This is a genomic window from Bosea vaviloviae, assembly GCF_001741865.1.
GTDB classification, from domain to species: domain Bacteria; phylum Pseudomonadota; class Alphaproteobacteria; order Rhizobiales; family Beijerinckiaceae; genus Allobosea; species Allobosea vaviloviae.
This window is the reverse complement of sequence record NZ_CP017147.1, coordinates 2,015,329-2,037,314: the sequence shown is the minus strand read 5'-3', so window position 1 is coordinate 2,037,314 and position 21,986 is coordinate 2,015,329. Positions and strand designations below refer to the sequence as shown.

Sequence of the window (21,986 nt, the reverse complement as noted above, 5' to 3'; positions counted from 1 at the left end):
TCACTGTCTCGTTTCGGTGTCGGGAAGGCCAGCGGGCGACGCCGCCGCGCCGTCTGCCGGAACAACCTGGCGCGGCGCCAGCAGTTCCGGCGCCGGCGTGCTGCCTTGACGTTCGGGGCCGGCGAGCGTGCCGGCCGGAGCATTCAGGATAACCGCACGGACATGTCCCTGGAAAGCGATCAGCGCACCATTATCCTTCACATCGAGCGTATCGGCATCGATGGTGGTCGTGCCGAGATTGACCTTGACCGGTTCCTTCGAGACCACCGTGCCGCCTTTGAAGTCGATATCGGCGGTGCGCATGTGGATATCATAGCCCGTTTCGGTGCGGACATGGACATTATCGACGAGCTGAAGCTTTTCCTTCTGCGTGTCGAACAAGCCTGTCCGCGAGCTGACCGTGACCCAGCCCTCGCGCTCCATCTGGATCCGGGCCGTCAGCGCCATCAGCTCGACCTGCGTCGGGTTGCGGATATCCTGCAAGGCGGCCTCGGCGTTGACTTCATAGGGCCGGTTATCCTTGCGGTAGCCGGAGAGCTTGGGCGTCTCCATCTTGACCTTGCCGTTCGAGATGCCGACCGCGCCGAGCGACACATTCGCCAGGCCGCGCAGCGGATTCAAGAACGGTGCCACGACCAGCCCGAGCACCGCGACGACCGCAGTGATCGGGATGGCGCGACGCAACAGGCGCACCAATAGCGTATGCCGGCGCGCCGCCTTGAAGGCAGCCAGCCGGTGGGCGGCGTCCCCCGAGGACGGCCCAGTCCAGTCGTTCGATGTCATAGCCACAGTCATGCCCCGCGCAATGGCAGTCGCTAACGGCTTTTTCGTGTCGCCAGCCTGGCAGCATCGCGCCCCTCGCGCCGCCTGCTTCGCTCCAGACAGACGCTGGATGACTTAGAATTTGTCAAGTATGCGCGAAGATATCGTTTTCCGCCCAGCCGGAGAGATCGAGCTCGGCGCGATGCGGCAGGAAGCCGAAACAGGCCTGCGCCAGCTCGGTGCGGCCCTCCCGCGCCAGCATCGCATCCAGCCGCGCCTGCAGCGCATGCAGGTGCAGCACGTCGGACGCGGCATAGGTGAGCTGCGCCTCGCTCAACGTGTCGGCGCCCCAATCCGAGGATTGCTGCTGCTTCGACAATTCGATTCCCAACAGCTCCCTGACCAGATCCTTCAGGCCGTGGCGGTCGGTATAGGTGCGCGTCAGCTTGGAGGCGATCTTGGTGCAATAGATCGGGCCGGTGACGACGCCGAAGGCCTGGCGCAGCACGGCGACGTCGAAGCGCGCGAAATGGAACAGCTTCAGCACCGACGGATCGGTGAGCAGGCGGATCAGGTTCGCCGGCGTCTCGCCGTCCTTCAGGATCTGCACGACATCGGCGGTGCCGTCGCCGCGCGAGAGCTGCACCACGCAGAGCCGGTCGCGATGCGGGTTCAGGCCGAGCGTCTCGGTATCGATCGCGACGCTGGGGCCGGCGACGAAGCCGTCAGGCAGATCACCGCGATGGAAACGGATCGTCATGGCGCAAACCTCGCTCTGCGGCGCAAGCGCCCCGTGAAACCTGACTGACGCATTCCTTGCGGCAGCCGCTCCGCAGCTAGCGGCGCGGCTGTCGCCATTCAAGCCTTTTCCGCGTTAACCTTCTATTCACCATAAACTTCCTTCGCCCACCCATGCATGCGAGAACGGCAGGATCGGAGCCTCGCCATGTCCCTTTTCCGCCTGCTGACCGATTTCGATGGACGCATCGGGCTTACCCGCTTCTGGTTCGGCAGCGCCCTGGTGGCGCTGATGCTTCTCGCGATCCAGCATGGTGCGCCGCATCTCGCCGGGCGACATACCGGCCCGATCATCGCCTTCGCCAATGCCTTTGCCCTGTTTCCCTGGGCCGCGCTGGCGGCCAAGCGCTCGACCGATCGTGGCGGCACGGCGCTGTTCGGCATCCTGCTGGTCTGCGCGATGGTGCTGCCCGGCCAGCTCAAGCCGTTCCTGTCATCCTATGTCTGGGGGCCTTCGCTCGACACGATAGCGCTGCTTGCCTGGCTGGTCGCTCTCGTCGATCTGGGGATGCTGCCTTCCGTCCATGACGACGAGCGGGTTGCGGAGGCTGCGGCCGATGCTAAAGCGAGGGCATGGACCAAGAGCTCGACGCACCCCTCCTCGCCTTCGACCCAACCGATCCCGTCGCCCTGACACAGGCGCTGGTGCGCTGCCCGTCGGTGACGCCGGCGGAGGGCGGCGCTTTGTCGCTGCTCGCGGCCGTGCTGGCTTCGGCGGGCTACAGCGTGCACCGTCCCGTCTTCAGCGCGGACGGCATGCCCGATATCGAGAACCTTTATGCCCGCATCGGCACAGAGGGACCCGTCCTCGCCATTGCCGGCCATAGCGATGTCGTGCCGGTCGGCGACGCCGAGGCCTGGACGCGCGATCCCTTCGGCGGGGAGATCGTCGACGGCGTGCTCTATGGGCGCGGCGCCTGCGACATGAAGGGCGGCCTCGCCGCCATGGTGTCCGCCGCCTTGCGCTTCCGCCGCGACAACCCGCAGGCCCCCGGCTCGATCGCCTTCCTGATCACCGGTGATGAGGAAGGCCCCGCAATCAACGGCACGGTCAAGCTGCTGGCCTGGGCGCAGAGCCAAGGCCAGCGCTTCGACCACTGCCTGCTCGGCGAGCCGACCAATCCCGCGAGCATGAGTGACATGATCAAGATCGGCCGGCGCGGCTCGCTGACCGGCAAGCTCACGGTCAACGGCAAACAGGGCCATGTCGGCTACCCCCACCTCGCCGACAATCCGATTCGCGGCATGGTGCGGCTGCTGGCGGCGCTCGACGCGGCGCCGCTCGATGGTGGCACCGCGCATTTCGACCCGAGCAATCTCGAAGTCACGACGCTCGACGTCGGCAATCCCTCGAGCAATGTCGTGCCGGCGCAGGCCAAGGCCGTGTTCAATATCCGCTTCAACGATGTCTGGACGCCCGACACGCTCGCCGCCGAGATCGAGCGGCGTTTGCGCGAGGCAGCCGGCAACCTGGTGCGGTACGAATTGACCTTCCAGCCGACCAACGCCGTCGCCTTCCTGACCGAGCCCGGCCCCTTCGTCGCCATGGTCGCGGATGCGGTCGAGGCCGAGACCGGCAAGCGCCCGGCGCTGTCGACCACCGGCGGCACCTCCGACGCCCGCTTCATCAAGAACTATTGCCCGGTGGTGGAGTATGGCGTCGTCGGCCAGACCATGCATCAGATCGATGAGCGCGTCGCCGTGGCGGACCTGACGGCGCTGGAGCGGATCACGCACAGGCTGCTCGACAGCTATTTTGCACCGCAACATGCACCTTGACCATCGCGGCCGGCATGCCAATATGAGTCTTAGACGAAAGTCTAAGATTGATCATTGGAGTGTCGGCCATGGCGCTTGCTGCCGATGATGTGGCGCGCTCTCTGCGCGGCTCGTGGCGTCTGATGTCCCAGGGCGCCAAAGCGCTGCCGGAACTCGATTTGTCGAGCGAGGGCTTCCTGCGTTCCTATGGCGCAGCCGTGCTGACGCTGCCGGCGATGGTCGCGGTGCTCGCTGCCGAACGGAGCATCGCCGGCCTTCCCAATAGCGATGGCTTGTTTCATTCGGCGCCGCTGGTGATCGCCGTCATCGCCTCGCAGGCCGCCGCCTTCCTCTGCGTGCCGGCGCTGCTCGTCGCGCTCGCCCCGCATCTCACGCGCTCCCCTGCCCTGTCGGGCTTCATCATCGCCTGGAACTGGACTGAGATCCTCTCGGCCGGCCTGCTGGCGGTCCCGGCCGCCGTGCATGCGATCGGCTGGTCGACGCCCGAGATCGCCGCGATGCAATGGCTCGCCTTCGCGGCGATCGTGGCGCGGCTGCGCTACGCCGCCGCCAAGGTGACGCTCGGCGCGGAGCATGGCCTCGCCATGACGATCGTCTGCGCCAGCTTCCTTGGCCAGTTTGGCCTCGCGCGGCTGCTGGGGCTGTGGGGCTTCTAGAGCAGGGTGCAAAAAAGCGGGAACCGGTTTTTCGCACCCTGCTCTACTGGAACCACGCCGTCATTCCGGGGCAGGCCGAAGGCCTGAGCCTGGAACCCATATCCTCAGGTGGGGACGGGTAAGGCGCGACGGCGGTAGCACCCGATCTTGCAACTCCGTGGTTATGGGTTCAGGGCTCGATCCTGCGGATCGCTCTGGAATGACGGCGGTGTTTCCAAATCAGGTCATGCTGCTCTAGTAATCCACGCCCGCCAGATAGAGCCCCGAGGGCGGCGCCAGCGCCGCGCATTGCGAGCGGTCGCGCGCCGCCAGGACCTTGCCGAGCTTGTTTTCCGGCCAACGCCCGGCCCCGACCATCTTCAGGCAGCCGACCATGGAGCGGACCTGATGATGCAGGAAGGAGCGGGCATGGACATAGGCCACGATCTCGGCTCCCTCGCGCCGGACGTCGAAGCGGTCGAGCGTGCGCATCGGGCTGTTGGCCTGGCATTCGGCGGCGCGGAAGGTCGTGAAGTCGTGATGGCCCAGCAGGGCCTTGGCCGAGCGGTCCATCGCCTCGTGATCGAGCCTGATCGGAACATGCCAGAGCCTGTCGCGATCGAGCGCCGGCTGGGCGCGGCGGTCGAGGATACGGTAGATGTAATAGCGCCGCTTTGCCGAGATGCGGGCGTCGAAATCGCCGGGCACGATCTCTGCGCTGACGACGGCGACAGGCAGGTGCTTCAGCCGCGCATTGGTCGCGTCGCGCACGACGTCGCTGCGCCAGTCCTTGTCGAGATCGACATGGGCGACCTGATGCGTCGCATGCACCCCGGCATCGGTGCGGCCGGCGCAATGCAGGCGCACGGCATGACCGCAGAAGCCTTCGATCGATTCCTCGACACTCTGCTGCACCGACGGCCCGTTGAGCTGGCGCTGCCAGCCCGAGAACGGCGTGCCATCATATTCGATGACGAGCTTGTAGCGCGGCATCAGAGCCTGATGCCGAACAATGCACGGCGGTTTTCGGGCAACGTCATGCTCATACTCTAGAGCATTTCCGCGTTTCTACGAATCGCGAAAATGCTCTAGCTCCTTGTTTTGACGCGTTTTCTTCACGCGAACCGGTGTCCACTTCGCTCGAAAACGCTCTAGAGCTTCGCGCCGGCCGTAAGCTTCGTCCCACGCAGGAATTCCGCCCCGGTGACAGGTCGCCCGCCGGCGCGCTGGACCTGCAGCAGCTTCACCGCGCCCTCCGCGCAAGCGACGGTGCCCTCGCCGTCGAGCAAGGTGCCGGGCTCGGCCGCCCCACCCGCCAGCGCCGTGCGCAAGATCTTCAATCGCTCCGGGCCCTTGCCGAGATCGATCTCGGCGAAAGCACCGGGAAAGGGCGAGAGACCACGCACGAGGTCATGAACCTGCTTGGCCGGGCGCGCCCAGTTCAGCTTCGCCTCGGCATTGCCGATCTTGGCGGCGTAGCTCACGCCCTCCTCCGGCTGCGGCGTGAAGCGCAAGCCGCCGCGGCCGAGTGCCGCCAGCGCGCGCACCATCAGATCCGCGCCCAGCGGCGCCAGCCGGTCGTGCAATTCGCCCGCCGTCATGTCCGGGCCGATCATCAAGCTCTCGACCATGCCAACGGGGCCGGTGTCGAGGCCGGCTTCCATCTTCATGACGCAGACGCCGCTCTCGGCGTCGCCGGCCATGACGGCACGCTGGAGCGGAGCCGCGCCGCGCCAGCGCGGCAGCAGCGAGGCGTGCAGGTTCAGGCAGCCGAGCTCCGGCAGATCGAGGATCGCCTGGGGCAGGATCATGCCATAGGCGACGACGACCGCGACATCGGCCTGATGCGAGGCGATGGTCTCGAGCGCCTCTTCCGATTTCAGGGTCTTGGGCGTGAAGACGGGGATGCCGAAGCGCTCGGCCGCGCGCTGCACCGGCGACGGCTTGAGATCGAGCCCCCGCCCAGCCTGCGCCGGGGCGCGGGTGTAGCAGGACACGACCTCGTGGCCTTGCCCGATGATCTCGGTCAGGGTCGGCACGGCGAAATCGGGCGTGCCCATGAAGATGACGCGTAAGCTCATACGCTGAACATGACCCCAACCGTAGCCTTTGCACTCACGCCGCGCTTTCGCGCTTGGCGACCTTGGCGAAGCGCTTGGTCACGCGCTCGCGCTTCAGCCGCGACAGATAATCGATGAACAGCACGCCGTTGAGATGGTCGACCTCATGCTGCAGGCAGGTGGCGAGCAGGCCCTCGGCGGCAATCTCCTGGGTCTTTCCGTCGAGATCCATATAGCGGAGCTTGATCGAAGCTGGCCTTTCGATCTCCTCGTAATATTCGGGGATCGAGAGGCAGCCCTCCTCATGGGTGCTCATCTCCTCGGAGGTCCAGATCACCTCCGGATTGACGAAGACCATCGGGACCTTCTCCTCGTCATCGCTCTTCGAGAGATCGATCGTCACGATGCGCTTGGGCACACCGATCTGGATCGCGGCGAGCCCGATGCCGGGCGCGTCATACATCGTCGCCAGCATGTCGGCGGCGAGCGTCTTGATCTCGGGAGTGATCGTATCGACCGGCGCAGAAACCTGACGCAGGACGGAATCGGGCAGGATAACGAGTGGACGAATGGCCATGGGGGCTCTGCGCGGAATTTTTCGAGGTTGCCGCGACATAAGCACTTGTACGCAAGCGGTCAAACTGTTCCGCTTTCGTTCGGAATCATCACCCGAATCTGCTAGGCTCTTCCGATGAAAGAGATCGCCTTCATCCTGCTCGACCGTCCCGTGACCTGGGCCGAGGCCGCGCTCGGCTTCGCCGGCTTGAGTCTCCTCCTGCTCGTGCTGGTCGTCGTCTCGTCCTGGCGCGGCGCCTCACGGCGCGCGCTCGAGGCCGCCATGGCGACTGAGCGCGCCCGCGAGATGGACGACAAGGTCGCCGAAATGAACCGCAGCCAGGCAGAGCTGTCAGGCCGCCTGCAGTCGATGGCCGAGATCCTCTCGACGCGGCAGGGCGATCTCGCCCGCCTCGTCGCCGAGCGGATGGATGGTTTGCGCCAGCAGGTCGGCGCCGGGCTGGAGCAGAATGTCCGCCAGACCTCGGAGAGCCTCGGCAAATTGCAGGAGCGGCTCGCCGTCATCGACTCCGCCCAGAAGAACCTGACCGACCTCACCTCCGAGGTGGTGACGCTGAAGGATGTGCTCTCGAACAAGCAGGCCCGCGGCGCCTATGGCCAGGGTCGCATGGAAGCGATCATCCGCGACGGGCTGCCCGCCGCCTTCTTCGCCTTCCAGCCCCAACTCTCCAACGGCAAGCGGCCCGACTGCATGGTGACGCTGCCCGGCGACGGGCGCGGCCTGGTGATCGACGCGAAATTCCCGCTGGAAAGCTTCACCATGCTGCGCGAGGCGCGCGGCGACGAGGCGAAGAAGGCGGCAGGCGTGCGCGTCCGCAATGATGTCGGCGTGCATGTGAAGGACATCGCCGAGCGTTACTTCCTGCCGGGCGAGACGCAGGATCTGGCCCTGCTCTTCGTGCCGTCGGAATCGATCTATGCCGATCTGCACGAGCATTTCGACGATGTGATCCAGAAGGCGCATCGCGCCCGGATCATGATCGTCTCGCCCTCGCTGCTGGCGCTCGCGATCCAGTTGATGCAGTCGCTGGTGCGCGACGCCCGCATGCGCGAGGAGGCGCAGGTGATCCAGTCCGAAGTCGGCAAGCTGCTCGCCGATGTGCGCCGCCTTGGCGACCGGGCCGAGAAACTCGACCAGCATTTCCGCCAGGCCCAGGAGGATGTCTCCGGCATCCGTACCTCGGCCGGCAAGATCGCCAGCCGCGGCGAGAGGATCGGCGCGCTTGAATTCGACGACGCCAAGGCAGCCGAACCGACGCTGCCCTTCGCCAAGGGGCTGGCGCTGAAGGCCGCGGCGGAGTGAGCCTGGCCTCGCCGGCGCTCTAACCCTTACTTGAGCAGCTGCCCTTACCTGAGTACCTGGAGCAGCGCCTTGTGAAACTCCTCGGGCGCCTCGACCTGCGGGGAGTGGCCAAGTTCGGGGAATTCGACGAGCCGCGCATTGGGAATGGCCTTGGCGGCCTCCCGTCCAAGCTGTTGATAGAGGCCGAGCGTCTTCTGCAGCTCGGGCGTGGCGCGGTTGGCTCCCGGAGCGGTGCGGTCCTTGCCGCCGATCATCAGGGTCGTCGGCACCTGGATATTCGGGAATTCATGGACGACCGGCTGGGTGAAGACCATGTCGGAGGTCTGCGCCTGATTCCAGGCGACGGCCTGCTTGCCGTCGCCGGCATACATCCCCGCGAGCATCGCGACCCATTGGTCGTATTCGGGCTTCCAGTTGCCGTTGTAGTAGAAGCGCTGCTGATAGGCCTTGATGCTCTCGGAGCTGGTCTTCAGCTCGCCCTGAAAGGCCGCGTCGAGCGTGGCATAGGGAACGCCCTTCGCCTGCCAGTCCTCGAGCCCGAGCGGATCGACCAGCACGAGGCGCTCGACCGTCCCAGGATACATCAGCGCATAGCGGGCCGCGAGCATGCCGCCCATTGAATGCCCCACAACGATGACGCGCTGAATGCCGAGTTCCTTCAGCAGCCCCGCCGTATTGGCCGCCAATTGCTGAAAGCTGAACTGGTAACCCGGCGGCTTAGATGATTTGCAGAAGCCGATCTGGTCGGGCGCCACGACGCGGTAGCCGGCCTGCGTCAGGACCTTGATGGTCGCGTCCCAGGTTCCGGCGCAGAAATTCTTGCCATGCAGCAGCATGACGGTCTGACCATTCGCCTGGCCGCTCGCCGGAATGTCGAGATAGGCCATCTCGAGCGGCTGACGCTGCGAGGTGAAGCCGTGGATCTTGACCGGATAGGCGTAATCGAAGCCTTCCAACCGGGGCCCATAGGCGGCAACGCCCGCTTGCTGGGCGCTGGCCGGCGCTGCCAGGGCGAACAGAATGGCGGCTGCGGTGGCGATACGCATGGAGCGTCCTTCCTTCAGAGCATTGCGCAAAAAAGTGGGCACCGGTTTTTCGCTGGAGCAATGCTCTCAAACTTTTAGTCTGCGAAGACGTGACCGGCTCCCGCCATCTCGCCCGGCCCGGATCACGATCCGCTGAGCGAACGCTGCGGCAACTACCCTAGCGTCAGCCGCGCGTCAGCGCCGCTGAGAGCTCCGGCTTGACGTTCAAGGTCTGGAACACCACGCAATAGCGCTCGGTCAGCTTCAGCAGCGTGTCAAGCTTCTCCTGCGGGGCGTCGGTCTCGACGTCGAAGGAGAGGCGGATCGCCTTGAAGCCGACGGGCGCGTCCTTGGCGACGCCGAGCGTGCCGCGGAAATCGAGATCGCCCTCGGCCCGGACAGTGCCCTTCTTCAAGTCGATCTCGAGCGCGGTCGCGACCGCCTTCAGCGTCACGCCGGCGCAGGCAACGAGCGCCTCCAGCAGCATATCGCCGGAGCAGAGCTCGGCACCGGAACCGCCAGTCGCCGGATGCAGGCCGGCAAGCGCGATGGCGCGGCCGGTCTCGACCTTGCAGGCGATGTGCTGGTCGTCGAGCTCGCCCCGCGCCTTCAGCGTGATGACGGCCGCATCGGGCGTCTCGCGATACTGGTCCTTGAGCGGGGCCTGGAGGGCGCGCAGGGCTGTGATGTCCATGGTTTCAACCTTCTCAGGATAAGCATCGCTTCTCAAGACAAGCGACGATGCCCGTCGCAGATAATGCTGCCGACCGGATCAGGCCAGAGCCGGGCAGCGCCTTACCACCACATCCCCGCCGTCTCGGCGGTCTTGTGCTGCTGCGGCTCCTCGTCGCGCAGCGAACGATCAAGCGTGCGCAAAACCTCGCGCTTGCTCGCCTCGAAGGAGGGCGAGAGCCGATCGCGCGGGCGGGCAAGCGGATTGTCGAGCTCGTCGAAGATGCGGCCGGGCTTGGGCTGCATCACGATGATGCGGTCGGCCAGGGTCACCGCCTCCTCGACATCATGCGTGACCATCACCACGGTCGGCCGGCTTTCCTGCCAGAGCGCCAGCAGATGGCCGTGCAGGCTCGCGCGCGTCGTGGCGTCGAGCGCCGAGAACGGCTCGTCCATCAGCAGCAGCTTCGGCCGGGTGATCAGCGCCCGGGCGATGGCGACACGCTGCTGCTGGCCGCCGGAGAGCTCGCGCGGCCAGCGTTTCTCATAGCCGGCGAGCCCGACCCGGACGAGCGCATTGGTCACCAGCCCCTCGCGCTCGAAGGCGGAGAGATGCGAGAGCCCGAAAGCGACATTGTCGGTGACGCTGAGCCAGGGAAACAATCGCGGCTCCTGGAAGATCACCCCGACATCGGCGCGCGGTTCATGGATCGCCTCGCCATCGAGCAGGATGCGCCCGGCGCTCGGCCGGTCGAGGCCCGCGATCAAGCGCAGCAGGGTGGTCTTGCCGCAGCCAGAGCCGCCGACAAGGGCGAGGATCTCGCCCGCCGCCACGCTGGCGGAGATCGCCGACAAGGCACGCGTGCCGTCGGCATAGGTTTTCGAGAGGGTCTCGAAGCTCAGCATCGGGGATGCCTTTCAGAGCGTGTCGCGGCCGAGATCCTGCCAGGCGAGGAAGGGCCGCGTAATGGCGAGCAGCAGCCCGTCGGCCAGCTTGCCGAGTACGGCGAAGCTGATGATGGCCGCGATGATGGTGTCGGGGCGGCCGAGCTGCTGGCCGTCCACGAGCAGGTAGCCGAGGCCTTCGCTCGCGCCCATGATCTCGGCTGCGACCACGAACATGAAGCCGAGGCCGAGGCCCGAGCGCAGCGAGGTGAACCAGGCCGGCAGGATCGCCGGCAGCAGGACGCGCCGGACCATGGCGAGCCGGCCGAGCCGGAAGACGCGACCGACCTCGACGATCTTGCGATCGATGCCCTGGATCGCGGCCGCCACCCCGAGATAGACCGGGAAGAACACGCCGACCGCGATCAGCGCGACCTTCGAGGCCTCGAAAATGCCGAACCACAGGATGAACAGCGGCACCCAGGCAATCGAGGGGATCGCGCGCAGCGCCTGAAGCGTCGGGTCGAGCAAGCCGCGCGCGACGGGTAGAGCCCCCGTCAATGCACCCAGAACCGTGGCGACGCCCGCTCCCAGCCCGAAGCCGGCGGCGACGCGCCAGAGCGTCGCCGTGACATGGGTCAGGAGCTCACCCGAGGCCGCCAGGCCCCAGAGCGTCCGCCCGACCACGCTGGGCGGCGGCATCAGCCGGCCATTGGCGATGCCGGCCCGGACCAGAAGCTCCCAGAGCGCGGCGAGCGCGATCGGCAGCAGCCAGCCGGCGAGACCGAGGCGACGAGAGCCGGGGCGACGAGAGCTGGCGCCGGGCGAGCCCGGGGTTTTCGCCTGCGTCGCGGCCGCGATCTCCAGCGGGCTCATCGCGCCTCGACCGCCTCAGTTCGTCGCGGCGAAGCGCCGGTCGAGCAGATCGTCGACGGCCGCTTTGATGTCGGTCGTCGCGGGCAGCACGCCGGCTTCCTTCAGGGCGAGGCCGGCAGCGATGATCGTATCGGCTTGCGCCTGGCCGATGCTGGAATGCGTCAGCTCGGTGCGGGTGAGCTGGCGCTCGATCACGACGTCGGAGAGCTTGGTGTAGTCGACCAGCGTCTTCTTCAGCTCGGCCGGATTGGCGAGCGCATAGGTGCGCGCCTCCTCATAGGCGGCAATGACCTTGCGCACGAGGGCCGGGTTTTCCCTGGCGAAGGCCTCGCGGACATTGAGGATGCCCCAGGTGTTGTCCTCAGCCTTGCGGTGGAAGAGTTTTGCGCCGCTCTCGACCTCGGCCGCCGCCATCAGCGGGTCAAGTCCTGCCCAGGCGTCGACATCGCCGCGCTCCAGAGCGAGGCGGCCATCGGCATGCTGCAGCAGGACGAGCTTGACGTCCTTCTCGGTCAGCTTGGCCTCGGCCAGCGCCCTGACCAGGAAGATATGCGGGTCGGTGCCCCGCGTCACGGCAACGCGCTTGCCCTTGAGGTCGGCGACCTTGGTGATCTCGCTCTTGGCGCCGGTGACCAGGGCCGTCCATTCCGGGCGCGAATAGACATAGATCGACTTGATCGGGTTGCCGTTGATCTTTCCGATCAGGGCTGCCGCGCCGGCGGTCGAGCCGAAATCGAGCGAACCGGCATTGAGGAATTCGAGCGCCTTGTTGGAGCCGGCCGACTGAACCCAGCGCACGGCGATGCCCTCGGGGGCGAGCGCTTTTTCGAGGATGCCGCGCTCCTTCAGCACGAGGCTGACGGGGTTATAGGTCGCGTAGTCGATGCGGATTTCCTTGGGGGCCTGCGCGAAGACGGATGTGGCGCCCAGGGCAAGCGAGGTGGCGACGAAACCGGCGATGGCGCGGCGGCGTGTGATGATGCTCATGATCGATCCCTTGTTGCGATGACGCGCAGGGATCGGGACCGACTCGCAAGCCTGCCCTTGGCCCCGACGCTTTAGCTGCACTTATTTCGCGCCCGCAAGCTGCTGGCTCAAATCGGCGCGTATCCGTCTTTTAGGTCCACGCGTTCTGTTTGTCAAACACGACATCCGGCGATGTTGAATTGTAAATTACACGTACTCGTAATGTGTAATTTATCTGCTTTGCGAATCCCGCCGGCATGTTAACGAGCGGAATGGGCCGAGGCCGCATGGCCCGGAATCGAGGGTGAGCCGCCGTGTCGTCCGTCGCCGATCAGCCGCGCCTCGCGCTCGCCGAGGTGCTGGAGAACCCCGCCCAGGCCGTCGCGAAACTCATCGCCCGATTGGGCAACCCCTCGACCACCGAGATGCGCCAGGCGCTGGTGGCGCATCTGCGCCGCGTGCTCGATGAAGGCCACGCCTCGGCCAAGGATCTGCTCGCCGGCCCACGCAACGGCCTCGCCTGCGCCGAGCGCATCTCCGAGACGATGGACGGGATCGTCGCCTGCCTGCATATCGCAGCGAGCGAGCATTTCTACCAAGCGGTCAACCCGTCGCAATCCGAGCGCATCGCCGTCGTCGCGGTCGGCGGCTATGGCCGTGGCACGCTCGCGCCGGGCTCCGATGTCGACCTGCTGTTCCTGTTCCCGCACAAGCAGACCGCTTGGGGCGAGAGCGTGGTCGAGGCGATGCTCTACCCGCTCTGGGACCTGAAGCTGAAGGTCGGCCACTCCGTGCGCTCGATCGATGACTGCATGCGCGAGGCGCGCGCCGACATGACGATCCGGACTGCGCTGCTCGAAGCGCGCTTCCTCATCGGGGACAGGTCGCTCTTCGACGAGATGGTGCGCCGCTTCGGGGCCGAGGTGATGGAGGGCACGGCGCCCGCCTTCACCGAGGCCAAGCTCGCCGAGCGCGAGACGCGGGTGCGCCGCGCCGGCACCTCGCGCTATCTGGTCGAGCCCAACGTCAAGGACGGCAAGGGCGGCCTGCGCGACCTCAACACCTTGTTCTGGATCGCGAAATACGCCTATCGCGTCGATGATGTCAGCGAACTGGTCGCAGCCGGCCTGTTCGACCGCAAGGAACTCGTGATGTTCCAGCGTTCGGAGGAGTTCCTCTGGCGCGTGCGCTGCTGGATGCATTTCATCACCGGCCGGGCCGAGGAGCGCCTGTCCTTCGACCTCCAGCGCCAGGTCGCCGCCGCGATCGGCTATGCCGGGCGCAGCGGCCAGGCGCCGGTCGAGCGTTTCATGAAGGCCTATTTCCTCGTCGCCAAGGATGTCGGCGACCTGACCGCCATCGTCTGTGCGGCGCTGGAGGCGCGCCAGCAGAAGCCGCGCGCCTCGCTCTCGCGCCTGCTCGGCTCGTTTGCCAAGCGCAAACGCGTGCGCGCACTCGGCCATCCCGATTTCACGCTGAAGAGCCAGCGCCTCAACGTGATCGACGACGACGCCTTCCGGCGCGATCCGGTCAACCTGCTGCGGCTCTACGAGATCGCCAGTCGCGACGACATCGCCATCCACCCCGACACCAGCCGGCTGGTGACGCAGTCGCTGCGCCTGGTCACGGCGCAATTGCGCCACGATCCCGAAGCCAACCGCATCTTCCTGGAGATCCTGACCGGGCGGCGCTCGCCGGAGCCGGTGCTGCGGCGGATGAACGAGTCGGGGCTGCTGGGGCGCTTCATCCCGGATTTCGGCCGCATCGTCGCGATGATGCAGTTCAACATGTATCACCACTATACGGTCGACGAGCACCTGATCCGTTCGATCGGCGTCTTGGCGGAAATCGATGCCGGCGTTCTCGAAATCGAGCATCCGCTCGCCAACGAGATCATGCCGAACCTCGCCAATCGTCGCGCGCTCTATGTCGCGCTGTTCCTGCACGACATCGCCAAGGGCCGGCTCGAGGACCACTCGATCGCCGGCGCCAAGATCGCCCGCAAGCTCGGCCCCCGGCTGGGCCTGAGCGAGGCACAGACCGAAACAGTCGCCTGGCTGGTCGAACACCATCTCGACATGTCGACCGTCGCCCAGAGCCGCGACCTCGGCGACCCCAAGACGATCGAGACCTTTGCCGCGACGGTGCAGACGCTGGAGCGGTTGAAGCTCTTGCTCATCCTCACCGTCGCCGACATCAAGGCGGTCGGCCCCGGCGTCTGGAACGGCTGGAAGGGCCAGCTCCTGCGCACGCTCTATTATGAGACCGAGATCGTGCTCGCCGGCGGCTATTCCGCGATCGAGCGCAAGGCCCGCGTCGAGAAGAAGCAGGATGCGCTGAAGGAACAGCTCGCCGATTGGCCCGAGACCGAGCGCAACGCCTATCTCGCCCGCCATTATCCACCCTACTGGATCAAGACCGAGCTCGCCCGCCAGGAGAAGCACGCCCGCTTTCTCAGGCAGGCGGAGAGCGAGGGCCGCACCACAGCGACCGCCGTCGAGACCGACCAGTTCCGCGGCATCACCGAGCTCACCATCCTGGCGCCCGACCATCCGCGCCTGCTGGCGATCGTCACCGGAGCCTGCGCGGCGGCCGGCGGCAACATCGTCGACGCGCAGATCTTCACCACCACCGACGGGCTCGTGCTCGACACGATCTCGGTCTCGCGCGCCTTCGACCGGGACGACGACGAACTGCGCCGGGCCGAGCGGATCGCGGCCGCGATCGAGCGCGCGCTGAAGGGGGAGATCAAGATCGCGGATCTGGTGGCGCAGCGCCGCGCCCCGCCGCCGCGCGGCCAGACCTTCCAGCTCGCGCCCGAGGTCATCATCGACAATGTGCTCTCGGCCCGCCACACCGTGCTCGAGGTCTCGGGGCTCGACCGGCCCGGCTTGCTCTACGACCTGACCACTGCGATCGGGAAGCTCAACCTCAACATCGCCTCGGCCCATATCGCCACTTTCGGCGAGAAGGCGGTCGACGTGTTCTACGTCACCGACCTGACGACGGCGAAGATCGTCTCGACCGCGCGCCAGCTCGCCATCCGCAGAGCGCTGCTCGACGTCTTCGCCTTCGATCACGACAAGCCGGCCGCAGCCAAGGCCAAGGCACCCGTGCGCGCTTGATTTCGCAGGCAACAAGCCCGATATCGGCCCGGAACGCCGTTGCGCCCTTCGCCTGCGCCGGCCCCCGATCCGCCTGGAATTGCGATCTATTTGGAATTGGATGACGCCATGACGCAGAAGCCTGCGAAAGAAGAGCCCGAGATCGACACCGCGACCAGCGAGGAACTGGCCAATGAAGCCGCCTCCAATGCCGAGGCCGATCTCGCCCGGCTGGAATCCGAGCGCGACGACTTCAAGGACAAGCTGCTGCGCACACTGGCCGACATGGAGAATTTGCGCCGGCGCACCGAGCGTGAGATCTCCGACGCCAAGGCCTATGCGGTAACGAGCTTCGCCCGCGATATGCTGGCCTCGGCCGACAATCTGCGCCGTGCGCTGGAGAGCGTGCCCGAAGCCGCGCGCAGCGGAGCCGAAGCGGCTCTGGCAGCGCTGATTGAAGGCGTCGAGCTGACCGAGCGCGACCTGCTGAAGACGCTGGAGCGCCACGGCGTGCGCAAGATCGATCCGCAGGGGGAGAAGTTCGATCCCAACCTGCATCAGGCGATGTTCGAGGCGCCCGATGCCGAAACGCCCAAGGGCATGGTCTCCAAGGTCGTGCAGTCAGGCTACAAGATCGGCGAGCGCGTGCTGCGGCCGGCCCTGGTCGGCGTCTCGGCCGGCGCGCCCAAGCCGCAGGAACCCTCGACCCCGGACACCTCCGGCAGCACTCCGTCCGGCCACTGAGACGTGCTCGAAACCGCCGGCGTCGCCGTCTTTGCATTGACTGGCGCGCTGGTCGCGACCCGCAAGGGCATGGACCCGTTCGGCTTCATCCTGCTCGCGACGGTGACCGGCGTCGGCGGCGGCACGCTGCGCGATCTCCTGCTCGGGCGCCTCGTCTTCTGGGTGCGCGATCCCAGCGATGTTCTCGTCTGCTCGGGCGTCGCGCTTGGCGCCTGGGCCATCGCTTATCTGAAGCCCGGCATGCTCGATGGCTGGGCCGGCAAGCGCCTGCTGATCTGGGCCGACTCGGCCGGGCTTGCGCTCTTCGCCGTTGCCGGCACGCTGAAGGCGCTCGATGTCGGCGTCTCCTCCCTGTCAGCGATCGCGCTCGGCGCGATGACCGCCTCCTTCGGCGGCATCCTGCGCGACATCCTGGCCGGCGACCGGCCGATGGTGCTGTGGAGCCGCGATTTCTACGTCACGGCCGCAGCCGCGGGGGCAGCGATGACCGCGCTTCTGTCGAGCCTGGTGATCGAACCGGTCATCGTCATGCTCGTCGGCCTCGCGACCACCTTCGGCCTGCGGGCTGGGTCGATCCTGTTCGGCTGGTCGTTCCCGAACCTGCCGGGCTCGGGATCGTCCTGATGAGTCACTCCGGCCTCATTGTTTTAACGCGTTTTCTTCACGCGAACCGGTATCCACTTCGCTCGAAAACGCTCTCGTCACACGCCGCAATGTCAGATTGATCCGCCCGCCCTGCGGCAACAGGCTCGACGAGCCCGCCAGGATGCGGTCGATGCCGTGATAGGCGAGCCTGGCCTCCCCGCCGAACAGCAAGACATCGCCCGAGGCAAGCTTCAGCGACACCGTCTTGCCGCCCCGCTCCGTGCCGCCGATGCGGAACATGGCGGTGTCGCCCAGCGACAATGACAGCACCGGCGCCTCGAAATCCTGCTCGTCGCGGTCCTGATGCAAGCCCATCTTGGCGCTCGCCTCATAGAAATTGACCAGGCAGGCCTCGGGCGGATGCGGATAATCCGCAAGCTCCCGCCAGGCCTGCGTCAGCAGCGCCGGCATCGGCGGCCAGGCCAGGCCCGTCTCGGGATGGAGCGGCTGGTAGCGGTAGCCGCGCTCATCGGAGACCCAGCCGAGCGAGCCGCAATTGGTCATCCGCACCGAGAAGGGTTTTCCGGTCCTGGGCATGCGCGGGGAGAAGAACGGCGCCTGCCGCGCCACCTCGCGCAGATCGGCGACGAGCGCGGCCTGCGCCTCGGCCGGGAGGTAGCCTGGCCAATGGATTACGCCGGGCGCGATCGCGAGGCGCGTCATGCCCAGTTGCGTCATTCCCGGACGCTCAGAGACTGTCGAGCCCGAGCACATCGGCCATGGAATAGAGTCCGGGCTTGCGGCCCCTGCCCCAGAGCGCGGCCTTGACCGCGCCCTGTGCGAAGAGACTGCGGTCCTCCGCGATGTGGGAGAGCTCCAGCCGCTCGCCGGTCCCCGCGAAGATCACCTTGTGGTCGCCAACCACGGTGCCGCCGCGCAGCGCCGCGAAACCGACCGTGCCGGGCTGCCGCGCGCCGGTGTGGCCGTCGCGCACGGCGACGCGGGCATCAGCCAGATCGACCGCCCGGCCCTCTGCCGCCGCCTCGCCCAGCATCACGGCCGTGCCCGAGGGCGCATCGACCTTCATGCGGTGGTGCATCTCGACGATCTCGATGTCCCAATCCGTGCCGAGCGTGGCCGCGACCTTGCGTACGAGGCCGGCCAGCAGATTGACGCCGAGGCTCATATTGCCGGAGCGGATGATGGCGGCATGGCGGGCGGCAGCCTCCAGCTTCGCCAGGTGCTGCGGCTCCAACCCGGTGGTGCCGACGATATGGGCGATGCGCGCCTGCGCGGCGAGGGCAGCGAAGGAGACCGTGGAGTCAGGCGTCGTGAAATCAAGTACGCCCTCGGCCTCGACGAAGGCCGGCAGGGCCTCATCGGTCACGTCGATGCCGCAGGCCGGCAGGCCGGCGAGCACGCCGGCATCCTGCCCGACCACACCAGAACCCGGCCGCTCGACCGCAGCCGACAGGACACAGCCCGGCGTCTCATGGATCGCTTTGATCAGCATCCGGCCCATGCGCCCGGCGGCGCCGACGACGACAAGACGCATGTCGCTCATGAGAAGAACTCCGGAAAGCAGGTTGGCCTATCCGCCCGCCTATAGGACGAATCCGGCAGGTGCGACACCCAAAACCCGGGTCCAACAAAAAACGGCCGGGTTGCCCCGGCCGTCATGTCATTCAGTATCGCTGGATCAGGCTGCGGCCTGGATCCCCGAGAGCTTCCAGGCGCCGCCCCGCGTGCGCAGGAAGGTCCAGTGTTCGGTGACCTCCTGGGGAACGGTGGCGTTGCCATCGACGACCTTGCCGCTGGCGCGCTCATACAGCGCGTTGATCAGGCTGAAGCGCATCGCGACCGTGGCGTAGTCGGCATCGCCCTCGCGCCAGGCTTCCGCGAGGTCGCCCTTCAGCAGCTTGACCTCGGAGACGCGGTCGACAAGGCCCTTTTTGGCGTTGCCCGAGAGATCCTCGTCGAAATAGCCGAACATCTCCGGCGTGACGTGCTGGCGCAGGCCGGCCTCGTCCTCATTGGAATAGGCCGCGTTGACCTCCGTCAGCAGGCGCTCGAAGGCGCTGAAATCCTCGCCCGTCAGCTGGATCGGCTGGGTCTGCGGCGCGGCGGAACCGCCGCCCATCATACCCATGCGGGCGGCCTGGTTCTGGGCCTGCGGCTGGTAGGCCTCGCGCGGCAGCGGCGCGCCGGCGCCGGCGAGCTGCGGCTCGGAACGGCGACGGAAGAAGCGCAGAGCCAGCCAGATCAGGCCGCCGATCAATGCGATCTGCATCAGGAAGCCGAAGATGCCGGCGAGCGATGCCAGGCCGCTGAAGAAGCCGGAGCCCGACAGCATGCCGAACAGGCCCGCGCCGAGCAGGCCGGCGCCGAGGCCCATCATCAGGTTGCGCGCCATCGAAGGCCGGGCCGCCTGGGCGGCGGCGCCGGCGGCAGCGCCCGCCATCGGAGCGGCAGGCGACGGCGTCGCGCTGCGCTGGAAGGGCTGCGCCCCGTTGGGGGCAGTATCCGTTCGAGCCGGCGCGGATTCGGTGCGCGAGCCGCGGCTGCCGGAGCTCTTGCCACCGCCAGGCCGCGCCTCGGCGACCATGGGGACGATCAGCAGTGCACCAGCGAGAAAAGCGATGGCCCGGCCGCGCCGGGCGAGCAAAATCAGAGACATGGTTCCTCCCGGAGCCCCCCTCGGGCTCTCTTGCCGTCAATATGGTCGGCCATCACAGCGGTTACAAGACCGATCTCGCCAAGTATCTACGACTAAAGTCGTAGTTCTCTCCGGCAAAGCATTTGAGAGCCATCTGGAGACGTGCTAGTTTCGGTTTGCTTGACCGGCTTGGCCGGCAGCGGAGGGATCGAGCCATGCGCAGGATCTCATCGGGACTGGTTCCGGCGCTGCCGCAGCCTTGGCTTGCGGCTTTGGCCCTGTTGCTCCTGCTCGGCGCGTCGGCCCGGGCCCAAGACCGAGTCCAAGACCGCGCCATACCTGTCGATCCGCCGCGTCTGGCGCAGTCGCCCGAACCGCTCTGCTACTGCTGGAGCGAGGGCCGCAAGATCGCCGAAGGCGCCATCGCCTGCATCAGGACGACGCAAGGACGGCGATTGGCCGCCTGTGGCCGGGTCATCAACATGATGTCCTGGGAGGTCACCGAGAACCCCTGCCCGGAAAGCTAGAGTATCGGCCCGAAAAGTGGGAACCGGTTTTCGGGGCATGCCGATGCATAATCAAAGCCCCAAAACGAAAGCGCCGCCAGGAGTTTCCCCGGCGGCGCTCGTCAAAGGCTCTTGTGGTCCATTCGACTCGAGACTGACGTCTGTCAGAACGCTCCCAGCACGATTGCCATCATGAAAATGAAGGCCGCACCCATGACCAAACGGTCGAGACGTAGCGTGAGGCTCATCACATCCTCCTGTGTCATTGACCTGTCGCGAGGCTAGCAGAACTGGCGAAGGCTGCAAGGGGGCAGCAAGGTGACGAGAAGGGGGCGCAGCCAAGAGTATGGCTAAAATTTGATTAAAGCATTGAATTATTTTGGGGACAGTTTCGGTTAGCGGATTGGTTCAACACGCGTTTCCAGCGCCTTCGCCACTGCGATGACACGATCATCGGCGCCAAATCCAGCTATGACCTGAATCCCGACCGGCAGACCGCGCGGGCCGCGCATCACCGGGATCGTCAGGCATGGCACGCCGAGCAGGGTCCAGAGCCGGTTGAAGCGGGCATCGCCGGTCGAGGCCAGTGTGTCGGGCGCCTCGCCGGGGGCGGCATAGCTCACCACGACATCGACCTGGCCGAAGAAGGCGCGGGCCGCGTCGCGGCCACGCCGCGAGATCCGGCGCGCCTCGTCATATTGCGCCGGCGTGACGCTGCGGGCGCCGTCGAGATAGGCGCGCAGCTTCGGCGCGATCTGCTCGCGATGCTCGGCATATTCCCAGGCCAAGGCTTGCGTCGCCTCAAAGCCCTGCAGCGGCACATGGGCATGAAAGGCCTCCGACAAGGCCTGCGGGCTTTCGAGATCGACCAGTTGCGCCCCAGCCCCGGTCGCGATCTCGCAGAAGCGTTGCAACGCTGCCTCAGCAGCCTGCTCGGGCGCGCCGGCGAAATCCTGCCGGGTCACGCCGATGCGCAGGCCCTTCAACTCCGCCGCGGCGGCGTCCAGTTCGGGCCGGCCCGTAATCGTGGCGAGCGCCAGGCCGAGATCATCGGCGCTTGCCGCCATCAGGCCCAGCGTATCGAGCGACCAGGAGAACGGCTTCACGCCGACTGTCGGCAGCAGCGCATAGGACGGCTTGATGCCGGCCACGCCGCAATAGGCGCTCGGCCGGATCACCGAGCCGCCGGTCTGCGTGCCGATTGCGAGCGGGATCATGCCGGCCGCCACCCCTGCAGCCGAACCCGCCGAGGACCCGCCGGGGCTCGCGCTGAGGTCATGGGGATTGCGGGTCGGCGCCGGATCACTGGCGGCGAAGGCGGTGGTGTGGGTCTTGCCGGCGACGGTCGCACCAGTGGCCTTCAGCATCATCACGACGGCTGCGTCGGAGCGCGGCCGCCAGCCCTCATAGATCACCGAGCCCATCTGCGTCGGCAGATCGGCTGTGTCGATAATGTCCTTGACCCCGCAGGCGATGCCGGCAAGCGGACCCGCTCCCGCGACGAGCTCGGCCGGGCGGCTGGCGAAGGCCTGGATGGACGGCTCGGATTCGGCGATCCGCGCAGCGCTCAGCGCCAGCGCACCGGCTGCCGTGATCTCGCCCGCCGCAATCCGGCGCAGGATGTCGCGCAAGCTCTGCATGCTACTCTCCAATGACCTTGACGATGAGGGCCGTCCCTCGCCGTGCGAGCGGGATCGCGAGGAAGGCGGCGCCGGCCGCGCAAGGCCAGGCGATGACGAAGGCGTGCAGCCAATGCGCCACGAAATCCGGCGGGAAGCCGAGATTGAGATAGGTCACCAGCGCCGTCATCAGGAAGGCCATGACGCCGGCCATGAGCACGGGAAAGATGAAACGGGCCTTGCCTGTCATGGCTGACGATCTCCGGACACTTCATGCTGTCTCGCATGCGGCGTGCCAGCCGCACCAGCCTGCTTTCGGACATGGCTGACTGCGGCGATCGCCCGTTCATAGCCCTCGCCATGGCCGACGTCTTTCTCCATCGTCCCCAGGCGATCGAGGCGCGGGATGACCTTGGGACAGCCCTCAGTGGCGCC

23 protein-coding genes are annotated in these 21,986 nt (G+C 66.7%); 8 read left to right on the top strand and 15 right to left on the bottom strand.

Features of this window, described 5'->3' with window-relative positions; all coding sequences use genetic code 11:
* Together lptC and BHK69_RS09545 are read right to left on the bottom strand one after the other, a co-directional pair.
* A complete protein-coding gene (gene lptC, locus BHK69_RS09550) occupies positions 1 to 783 on the bottom strand; it encodes an LPS export ABC transporter periplasmic protein LptC (protein WP_069689895.1) in 783 nt (260 codons plus the stop codon).
* Between the two features lie 124 nt (positions 784 to 907).
* Entirely contained in the window at positions 908 to 1,522 is a 615-nt protein-coding gene (locus tag BHK69_RS09545; RefSeq protein WP_069689894.1) for a ribonuclease D, read from the bottom strand.
* Between the two features lie 186 nt (positions 1,523 to 1,708).
* Here BHK69_RS09545 and BHK69_RS09540 point away from each other — a divergent pair, with 186 nt between their 5' ends.
* From BHK69_RS09540 to BHK69_RS09530, 3 genes are all read left to right on the top strand, one after another.
* A complete protein-coding gene (locus BHK69_RS09540; RefSeq protein WP_069689893.1) occupies positions 1,709 to 2,194 on the top strand; it encodes a DUF805 domain-containing protein in 486 nt (161 codons plus the stop codon).
* Positions 2,134 to 3,339 carry a succinyl-diaminopimelate desuccinylase gene (gene dapE, locus BHK69_RS09535; protein ID WP_069689892.1) on the top strand — a complete coding sequence of 402 codons (1,206 nt, stop codon included), beginning with the start codon at positions 2,134 to 2,136 and terminating at the stop codon, positions 3,337 to 3,339. The genes BHK69_RS09540 and dapE overlap by 61 nt, the downstream gene beginning before the upstream one ends.
* Positions 3,340 to 3,407: 68 nt before the next feature.
* Positions 3,408 to 3,995 (top strand): hypothetical protein, encoded by a 588-nt coding sequence (locus tag BHK69_RS09530; protein ID WP_069689891.1) that lies wholly within the window; start codon positions 3,408 to 3,410, stop codon positions 3,993 to 3,995.
* A gap of 234 nt (positions 3,996 to 4,229) precedes the next feature.
* Here BHK69_RS09530 and truA read toward each other — a convergent pair whose 3' ends face one another.
* The 3 genes from truA to BHK69_RS09515 form a co-directional block, all read right to left on the bottom strand.
* A complete protein-coding gene (gene truA, locus BHK69_RS09525; RefSeq protein WP_069689890.1) occupies positions 4,230 to 4,967 on the bottom strand; it encodes a tRNA pseudouridine(38-40) synthase TruA in 738 nt (245 codons plus the stop codon).
* Positions 4,968 to 5,125: 158 nt separating this feature from the next.
* Positions 5,126 to 6,055, bottom strand: a complete 930-nt coding sequence (fmt, locus tag BHK69_RS09520) for a methionyl-tRNA formyltransferase (RefSeq protein ID WP_069689889.1) — start codon at positions 6,053 to 6,055, stop codon at positions 5,126 to 5,128.
* 34 nt (positions 6,056 to 6,089) lie between these two features.
* On the bottom strand, positions 6,090 to 6,611 hold the full coding sequence (locus BHK69_RS09515; RefSeq protein WP_069689888.1) for a peptide deformylase: 522 nt from the start codon (positions 6,609 to 6,611) through the stop codon (positions 6,090 to 6,092).
* Positions 6,612 to 6,725: 114 nt separating this feature from the next.
* Here BHK69_RS09515 and BHK69_RS09510 point away from each other — a divergent pair, with 114 nt between their 5' ends.
* Positions 6,726 to 7,913 carry a DNA recombination protein RmuC gene (locus BHK69_RS09510; protein ID WP_069689887.1) on the top strand — a complete coding sequence of 396 codons (1,188 nt, stop codon included), beginning with the start codon at positions 6,726 to 6,728 and terminating at the stop codon, positions 7,911 to 7,913.
* A 44-nt stretch (positions 7,914 to 7,957) separates the two neighbouring features.
* On the opposite strand, the gene BHK69_RS09505 is transcribed toward BHK69_RS09510, so the two are convergent.
* The 5 genes from BHK69_RS09505 to BHK69_RS09485 all read right to left on the bottom strand — a co-directional run bounded on the left by BHK69_RS09505 (position 7,958) and on the right by BHK69_RS09485 (position 12,358).
* Positions 7,958 to 8,959, bottom strand: a complete 1,002-nt coding sequence (locus BHK69_RS09505) for an alpha/beta fold hydrolase (protein ID WP_069689886.1) — start codon at positions 8,957 to 8,959, stop codon at positions 7,958 to 7,960.
* 163 nt (positions 8,960 to 9,122) lie between these two features.
* A complete protein-coding gene (locus tag BHK69_RS09500) occupies positions 9,123 to 9,632 on the bottom strand; it encodes an OsmC family protein (protein ID WP_069689885.1) in 510 nt (169 codons plus the stop codon).
* Between the two features lie 101 nt (positions 9,633 to 9,733).
* Positions 9,734 to 10,516 (bottom strand): ABC transporter ATP-binding protein, encoded by a 783-nt coding sequence (locus BHK69_RS09495; protein ID WP_069689884.1) that lies wholly within the window; start codon positions 10,514 to 10,516, stop codon positions 9,734 to 9,736.
* Positions 10,517 to 10,528: 12 nt separating this feature from the next.
* Complete coding sequence (locus tag BHK69_RS09490) at positions 10,529 to 11,371, bottom strand: ABC transporter permease (protein WP_069689883.1); 843 nt, start codon at positions 11,369 to 11,371, stop codon at positions 10,529 to 10,531.
* A gap of 15 nt (positions 11,372 to 11,386) precedes the next feature.
* Complete coding sequence (locus BHK69_RS09485; protein ID WP_069689882.1) at positions 11,387 to 12,358, bottom strand: aliphatic sulfonate ABC transporter substrate-binding protein; 972 nt, start codon at positions 12,356 to 12,358, stop codon at positions 11,387 to 11,389.
* A gap of 338 nt (positions 12,359 to 12,696) precedes the next feature.
* On the opposite strand from BHK69_RS09485, the gene BHK69_RS09480 reads away from it, so the two are divergent.
* The 3 genes from BHK69_RS09480 (at position 12,697) to BHK69_RS09470 (ending at position 16,809) form a co-directional block, all read left to right on the top strand.
* Positions 12,697 to 15,462, top strand: a complete 2,766-nt coding sequence (locus BHK69_RS09480) for a [protein-PII] uridylyltransferase (protein WP_069693515.1) — start codon at positions 12,697 to 12,699, stop codon at positions 15,460 to 15,462.
* Positions 15,463 to 15,570: 108 nt separating this feature from the next.
* Entirely contained in the window at positions 15,571 to 16,185 is a 615-nt protein-coding gene (gene grpE / locus BHK69_RS09475) for a nucleotide exchange factor GrpE (protein WP_069693514.1), read from the top strand.
* Between the two features lie 3 nt (positions 16,186 to 16,188).
* Positions 16,189 to 16,809, top strand: coding sequence for a trimeric intracellular cation channel family protein (locus BHK69_RS09470; RefSeq protein ID WP_069689881.1), 621 nt, complete (start codon positions 16,189 to 16,191; stop codon positions 16,807 to 16,809).
* Positions 16,810 to 16,824: 15 nt separating this feature from the next.
* Here BHK69_RS09470 and BHK69_RS09465 read toward each other — a convergent pair whose 3' ends face one another.
* The 3 genes from BHK69_RS09465 to BHK69_RS09455 form a co-directional block, all read right to left on the bottom strand.
* Entirely contained in the window at positions 16,825 to 17,508 is a 684-nt protein-coding gene (locus BHK69_RS09465) for an alpha-ketoglutarate-dependent dioxygenase AlkB family protein (protein WP_425285552.1), read from the bottom strand.
* A gap of 10 nt (positions 17,509 to 17,518) precedes the next feature.
* Positions 17,519 to 18,325 (bottom strand): 4-hydroxy-tetrahydrodipicolinate reductase, encoded by an 807-nt coding sequence (dapB, locus tag BHK69_RS09460; RefSeq protein WP_069693512.1) that lies wholly within the window; start codon positions 18,323 to 18,325, stop codon positions 17,519 to 17,521.
* Between the two features lie 144 nt (positions 18,326 to 18,469).
* Positions 18,470 to 19,447 carry a Tim44 domain-containing protein gene (locus tag BHK69_RS09455; protein ID WP_069689880.1) on the bottom strand — a complete coding sequence of 326 codons (978 nt, stop codon included), beginning with the start codon at positions 19,445 to 19,447 and terminating at the stop codon, positions 18,470 to 18,472.
* 194 nt (positions 19,448 to 19,641) lie between these two features.
* Here BHK69_RS09455 and BHK69_RS09450 point away from each other — a divergent pair, with 194 nt between their 5' ends.
* A complete protein-coding gene (locus BHK69_RS09450; protein WP_069689879.1) occupies positions 19,642 to 19,953 on the top strand; it encodes a hypothetical protein in 312 nt (103 codons plus the stop codon).
* 374 nt (positions 19,954 to 20,327) lie between these two features.
* Here the strand turns inward: BHK69_RS09450 and BHK69_RS09445 are convergent, their stop codons facing one another.
* The gene (locus BHK69_RS09445; protein ID WP_069689878.1) at positions 20,328 to 21,572 is read right to left on the bottom strand and encodes an amidase; all 1,245 of its coding nucleotides are present in this window, start codon (positions 21,570 to 21,572) and stop codon (positions 20,328 to 20,330) included.
* 1 nt (position 21,573) lies between these two features.
* Positions 21,574 to 21,801 carry a DUF2798 domain-containing protein gene (locus tag BHK69_RS09440; RefSeq protein WP_069689877.1) on the bottom strand — a complete coding sequence of 76 codons (228 nt, stop codon included), beginning with the start codon at positions 21,799 to 21,801 and terminating at the stop codon, positions 21,574 to 21,576.
* Positions 21,802 to 21,986 lie beyond the last annotated feature (185 nt).

Bases quoted from the DNA above. Each gene is read 5' to 3' on its own strand.
- BHK69_RS09515 (WP_069689888.1), bottom strand. From the start codon at position 6,611: ATGGCCATTCGTCCACTCGTTATCCTGCCCGATTCCGTCCTGCGTCAG.
- BHK69_RS09500 (WP_069689885.1), bottom strand. From the start codon at position 9,632: ATGGACATCACAGCCCTGCGCGCCCTCCAGGCCCCGCTCAAGGACCAG.
- grpE (WP_069693514.1), top strand. From the start codon at position 15,571: ATGACGCAGAAGCCTGCGAAAGAAGAGCCCGAGATCGACACCGCGACC.
- BHK69_RS09545 (WP_069689894.1), bottom strand. From the start codon at position 1,522: ATGACGATCCGTTTCCATCGCGGTGATCTGCCTGACGGCTTCGTCGCC.
- BHK69_RS09485 (WP_069689882.1), bottom strand. From the start codon at position 12,358: ATGAGCATCATCACACGCCGCCGCGCCATCGCCGGTTTCGTCGCCACC.
- BHK69_RS09530 (WP_069689891.1), top strand. From the start codon at position 3,408: ATGGCGCTTGCTGCCGATGATGTGGCGCGCTCTCTGCGCGGCTCGTGG.
- BHK69_RS09490 (WP_069689883.1), bottom strand. From the start codon at position 11,371: ATGAGCCCGCTGGAGATCGCGGCCGCGACGCAGGCGAAAACCCCGGGC.
- truA (WP_069689890.1), bottom strand. From the start codon at position 4,967: ATGCCGCGCTACAAGCTCGTCATCGAATATGATGGCACGCCGTTCTCG.
- BHK69_RS09510 (WP_069689887.1), top strand. From the start codon at position 6,726: ATGAAAGAGATCGCCTTCATCCTGCTCGACCGTCCCGTGACCTGGGCC.
- BHK69_RS09465 (WP_425285552.1), bottom strand. From the start codon at position 17,508: ATGACGCAACTGGGCATGACGCGCCTCGCGATCGCGCCCGGCGTAATC.
- BHK69_RS09540 (WP_069689893.1), top strand. From the start codon at position 1,709: ATGTCCCTTTTCCGCCTGCTGACCGATTTCGATGGACGCATCGGGCTT.
- BHK69_RS09505 (WP_069689886.1), bottom strand. From the start codon at position 8,959: ATGCGTATCGCCACCGCAGCCGCCATTCTGTTCGCCCTGGCAGCGCCG.
- dapB (WP_069693512.1), bottom strand. From the start codon at position 18,325: ATGCGTCTTGTCGTCGTCGGCGCCGCCGGGCGCATGGGCCGGATGCTG.
- BHK69_RS09455 (WP_069689880.1), bottom strand. From the start codon at position 19,447: ATGTCTCTGATTTTGCTCGCCCGGCGCGGCCGGGCCATCGCTTTTCTC.
- BHK69_RS09440 (WP_069689877.1), bottom strand. From the start codon at position 21,801: ATGACAGGCAAGGCCCGTTTCATCTTTCCCGTGCTCATGGCCGGCGTC.
- fmt (WP_069689889.1), bottom strand. From the start codon at position 6,055: ATGAGCTTACGCGTCATCTTCATGGGCACGCCCGATTTCGCCGTGCCG.
- BHK69_RS09445 (WP_069689878.1), bottom strand. From the start codon at position 21,572: ATGCAGAGCTTGCGCGACATCCTGCGCCGGATTGCGGCGGGCGAGATC.
- BHK69_RS09495 (WP_069689884.1), bottom strand. From the start codon at position 10,516: ATGCTGAGCTTCGAGACCCTCTCGAAAACCTATGCCGACGGCACGCGT.
- BHK69_RS09450 (WP_069689879.1), top strand. From the start codon at position 19,642: ATGCGCAGGATCTCATCGGGACTGGTTCCGGCGCTGCCGCAGCCTTGG.
- dapE (WP_069689892.1), top strand. From the start codon at position 2,134: ATGGACCAAGAGCTCGACGCACCCCTCCTCGCCTTCGACCCAACCGAT.
- lptC (WP_069689895.1), bottom strand. From the start codon at position 783: ATGACATCGAACGACTGGACTGGGCCGTCCTCGGGGGACGCCGCCCAC.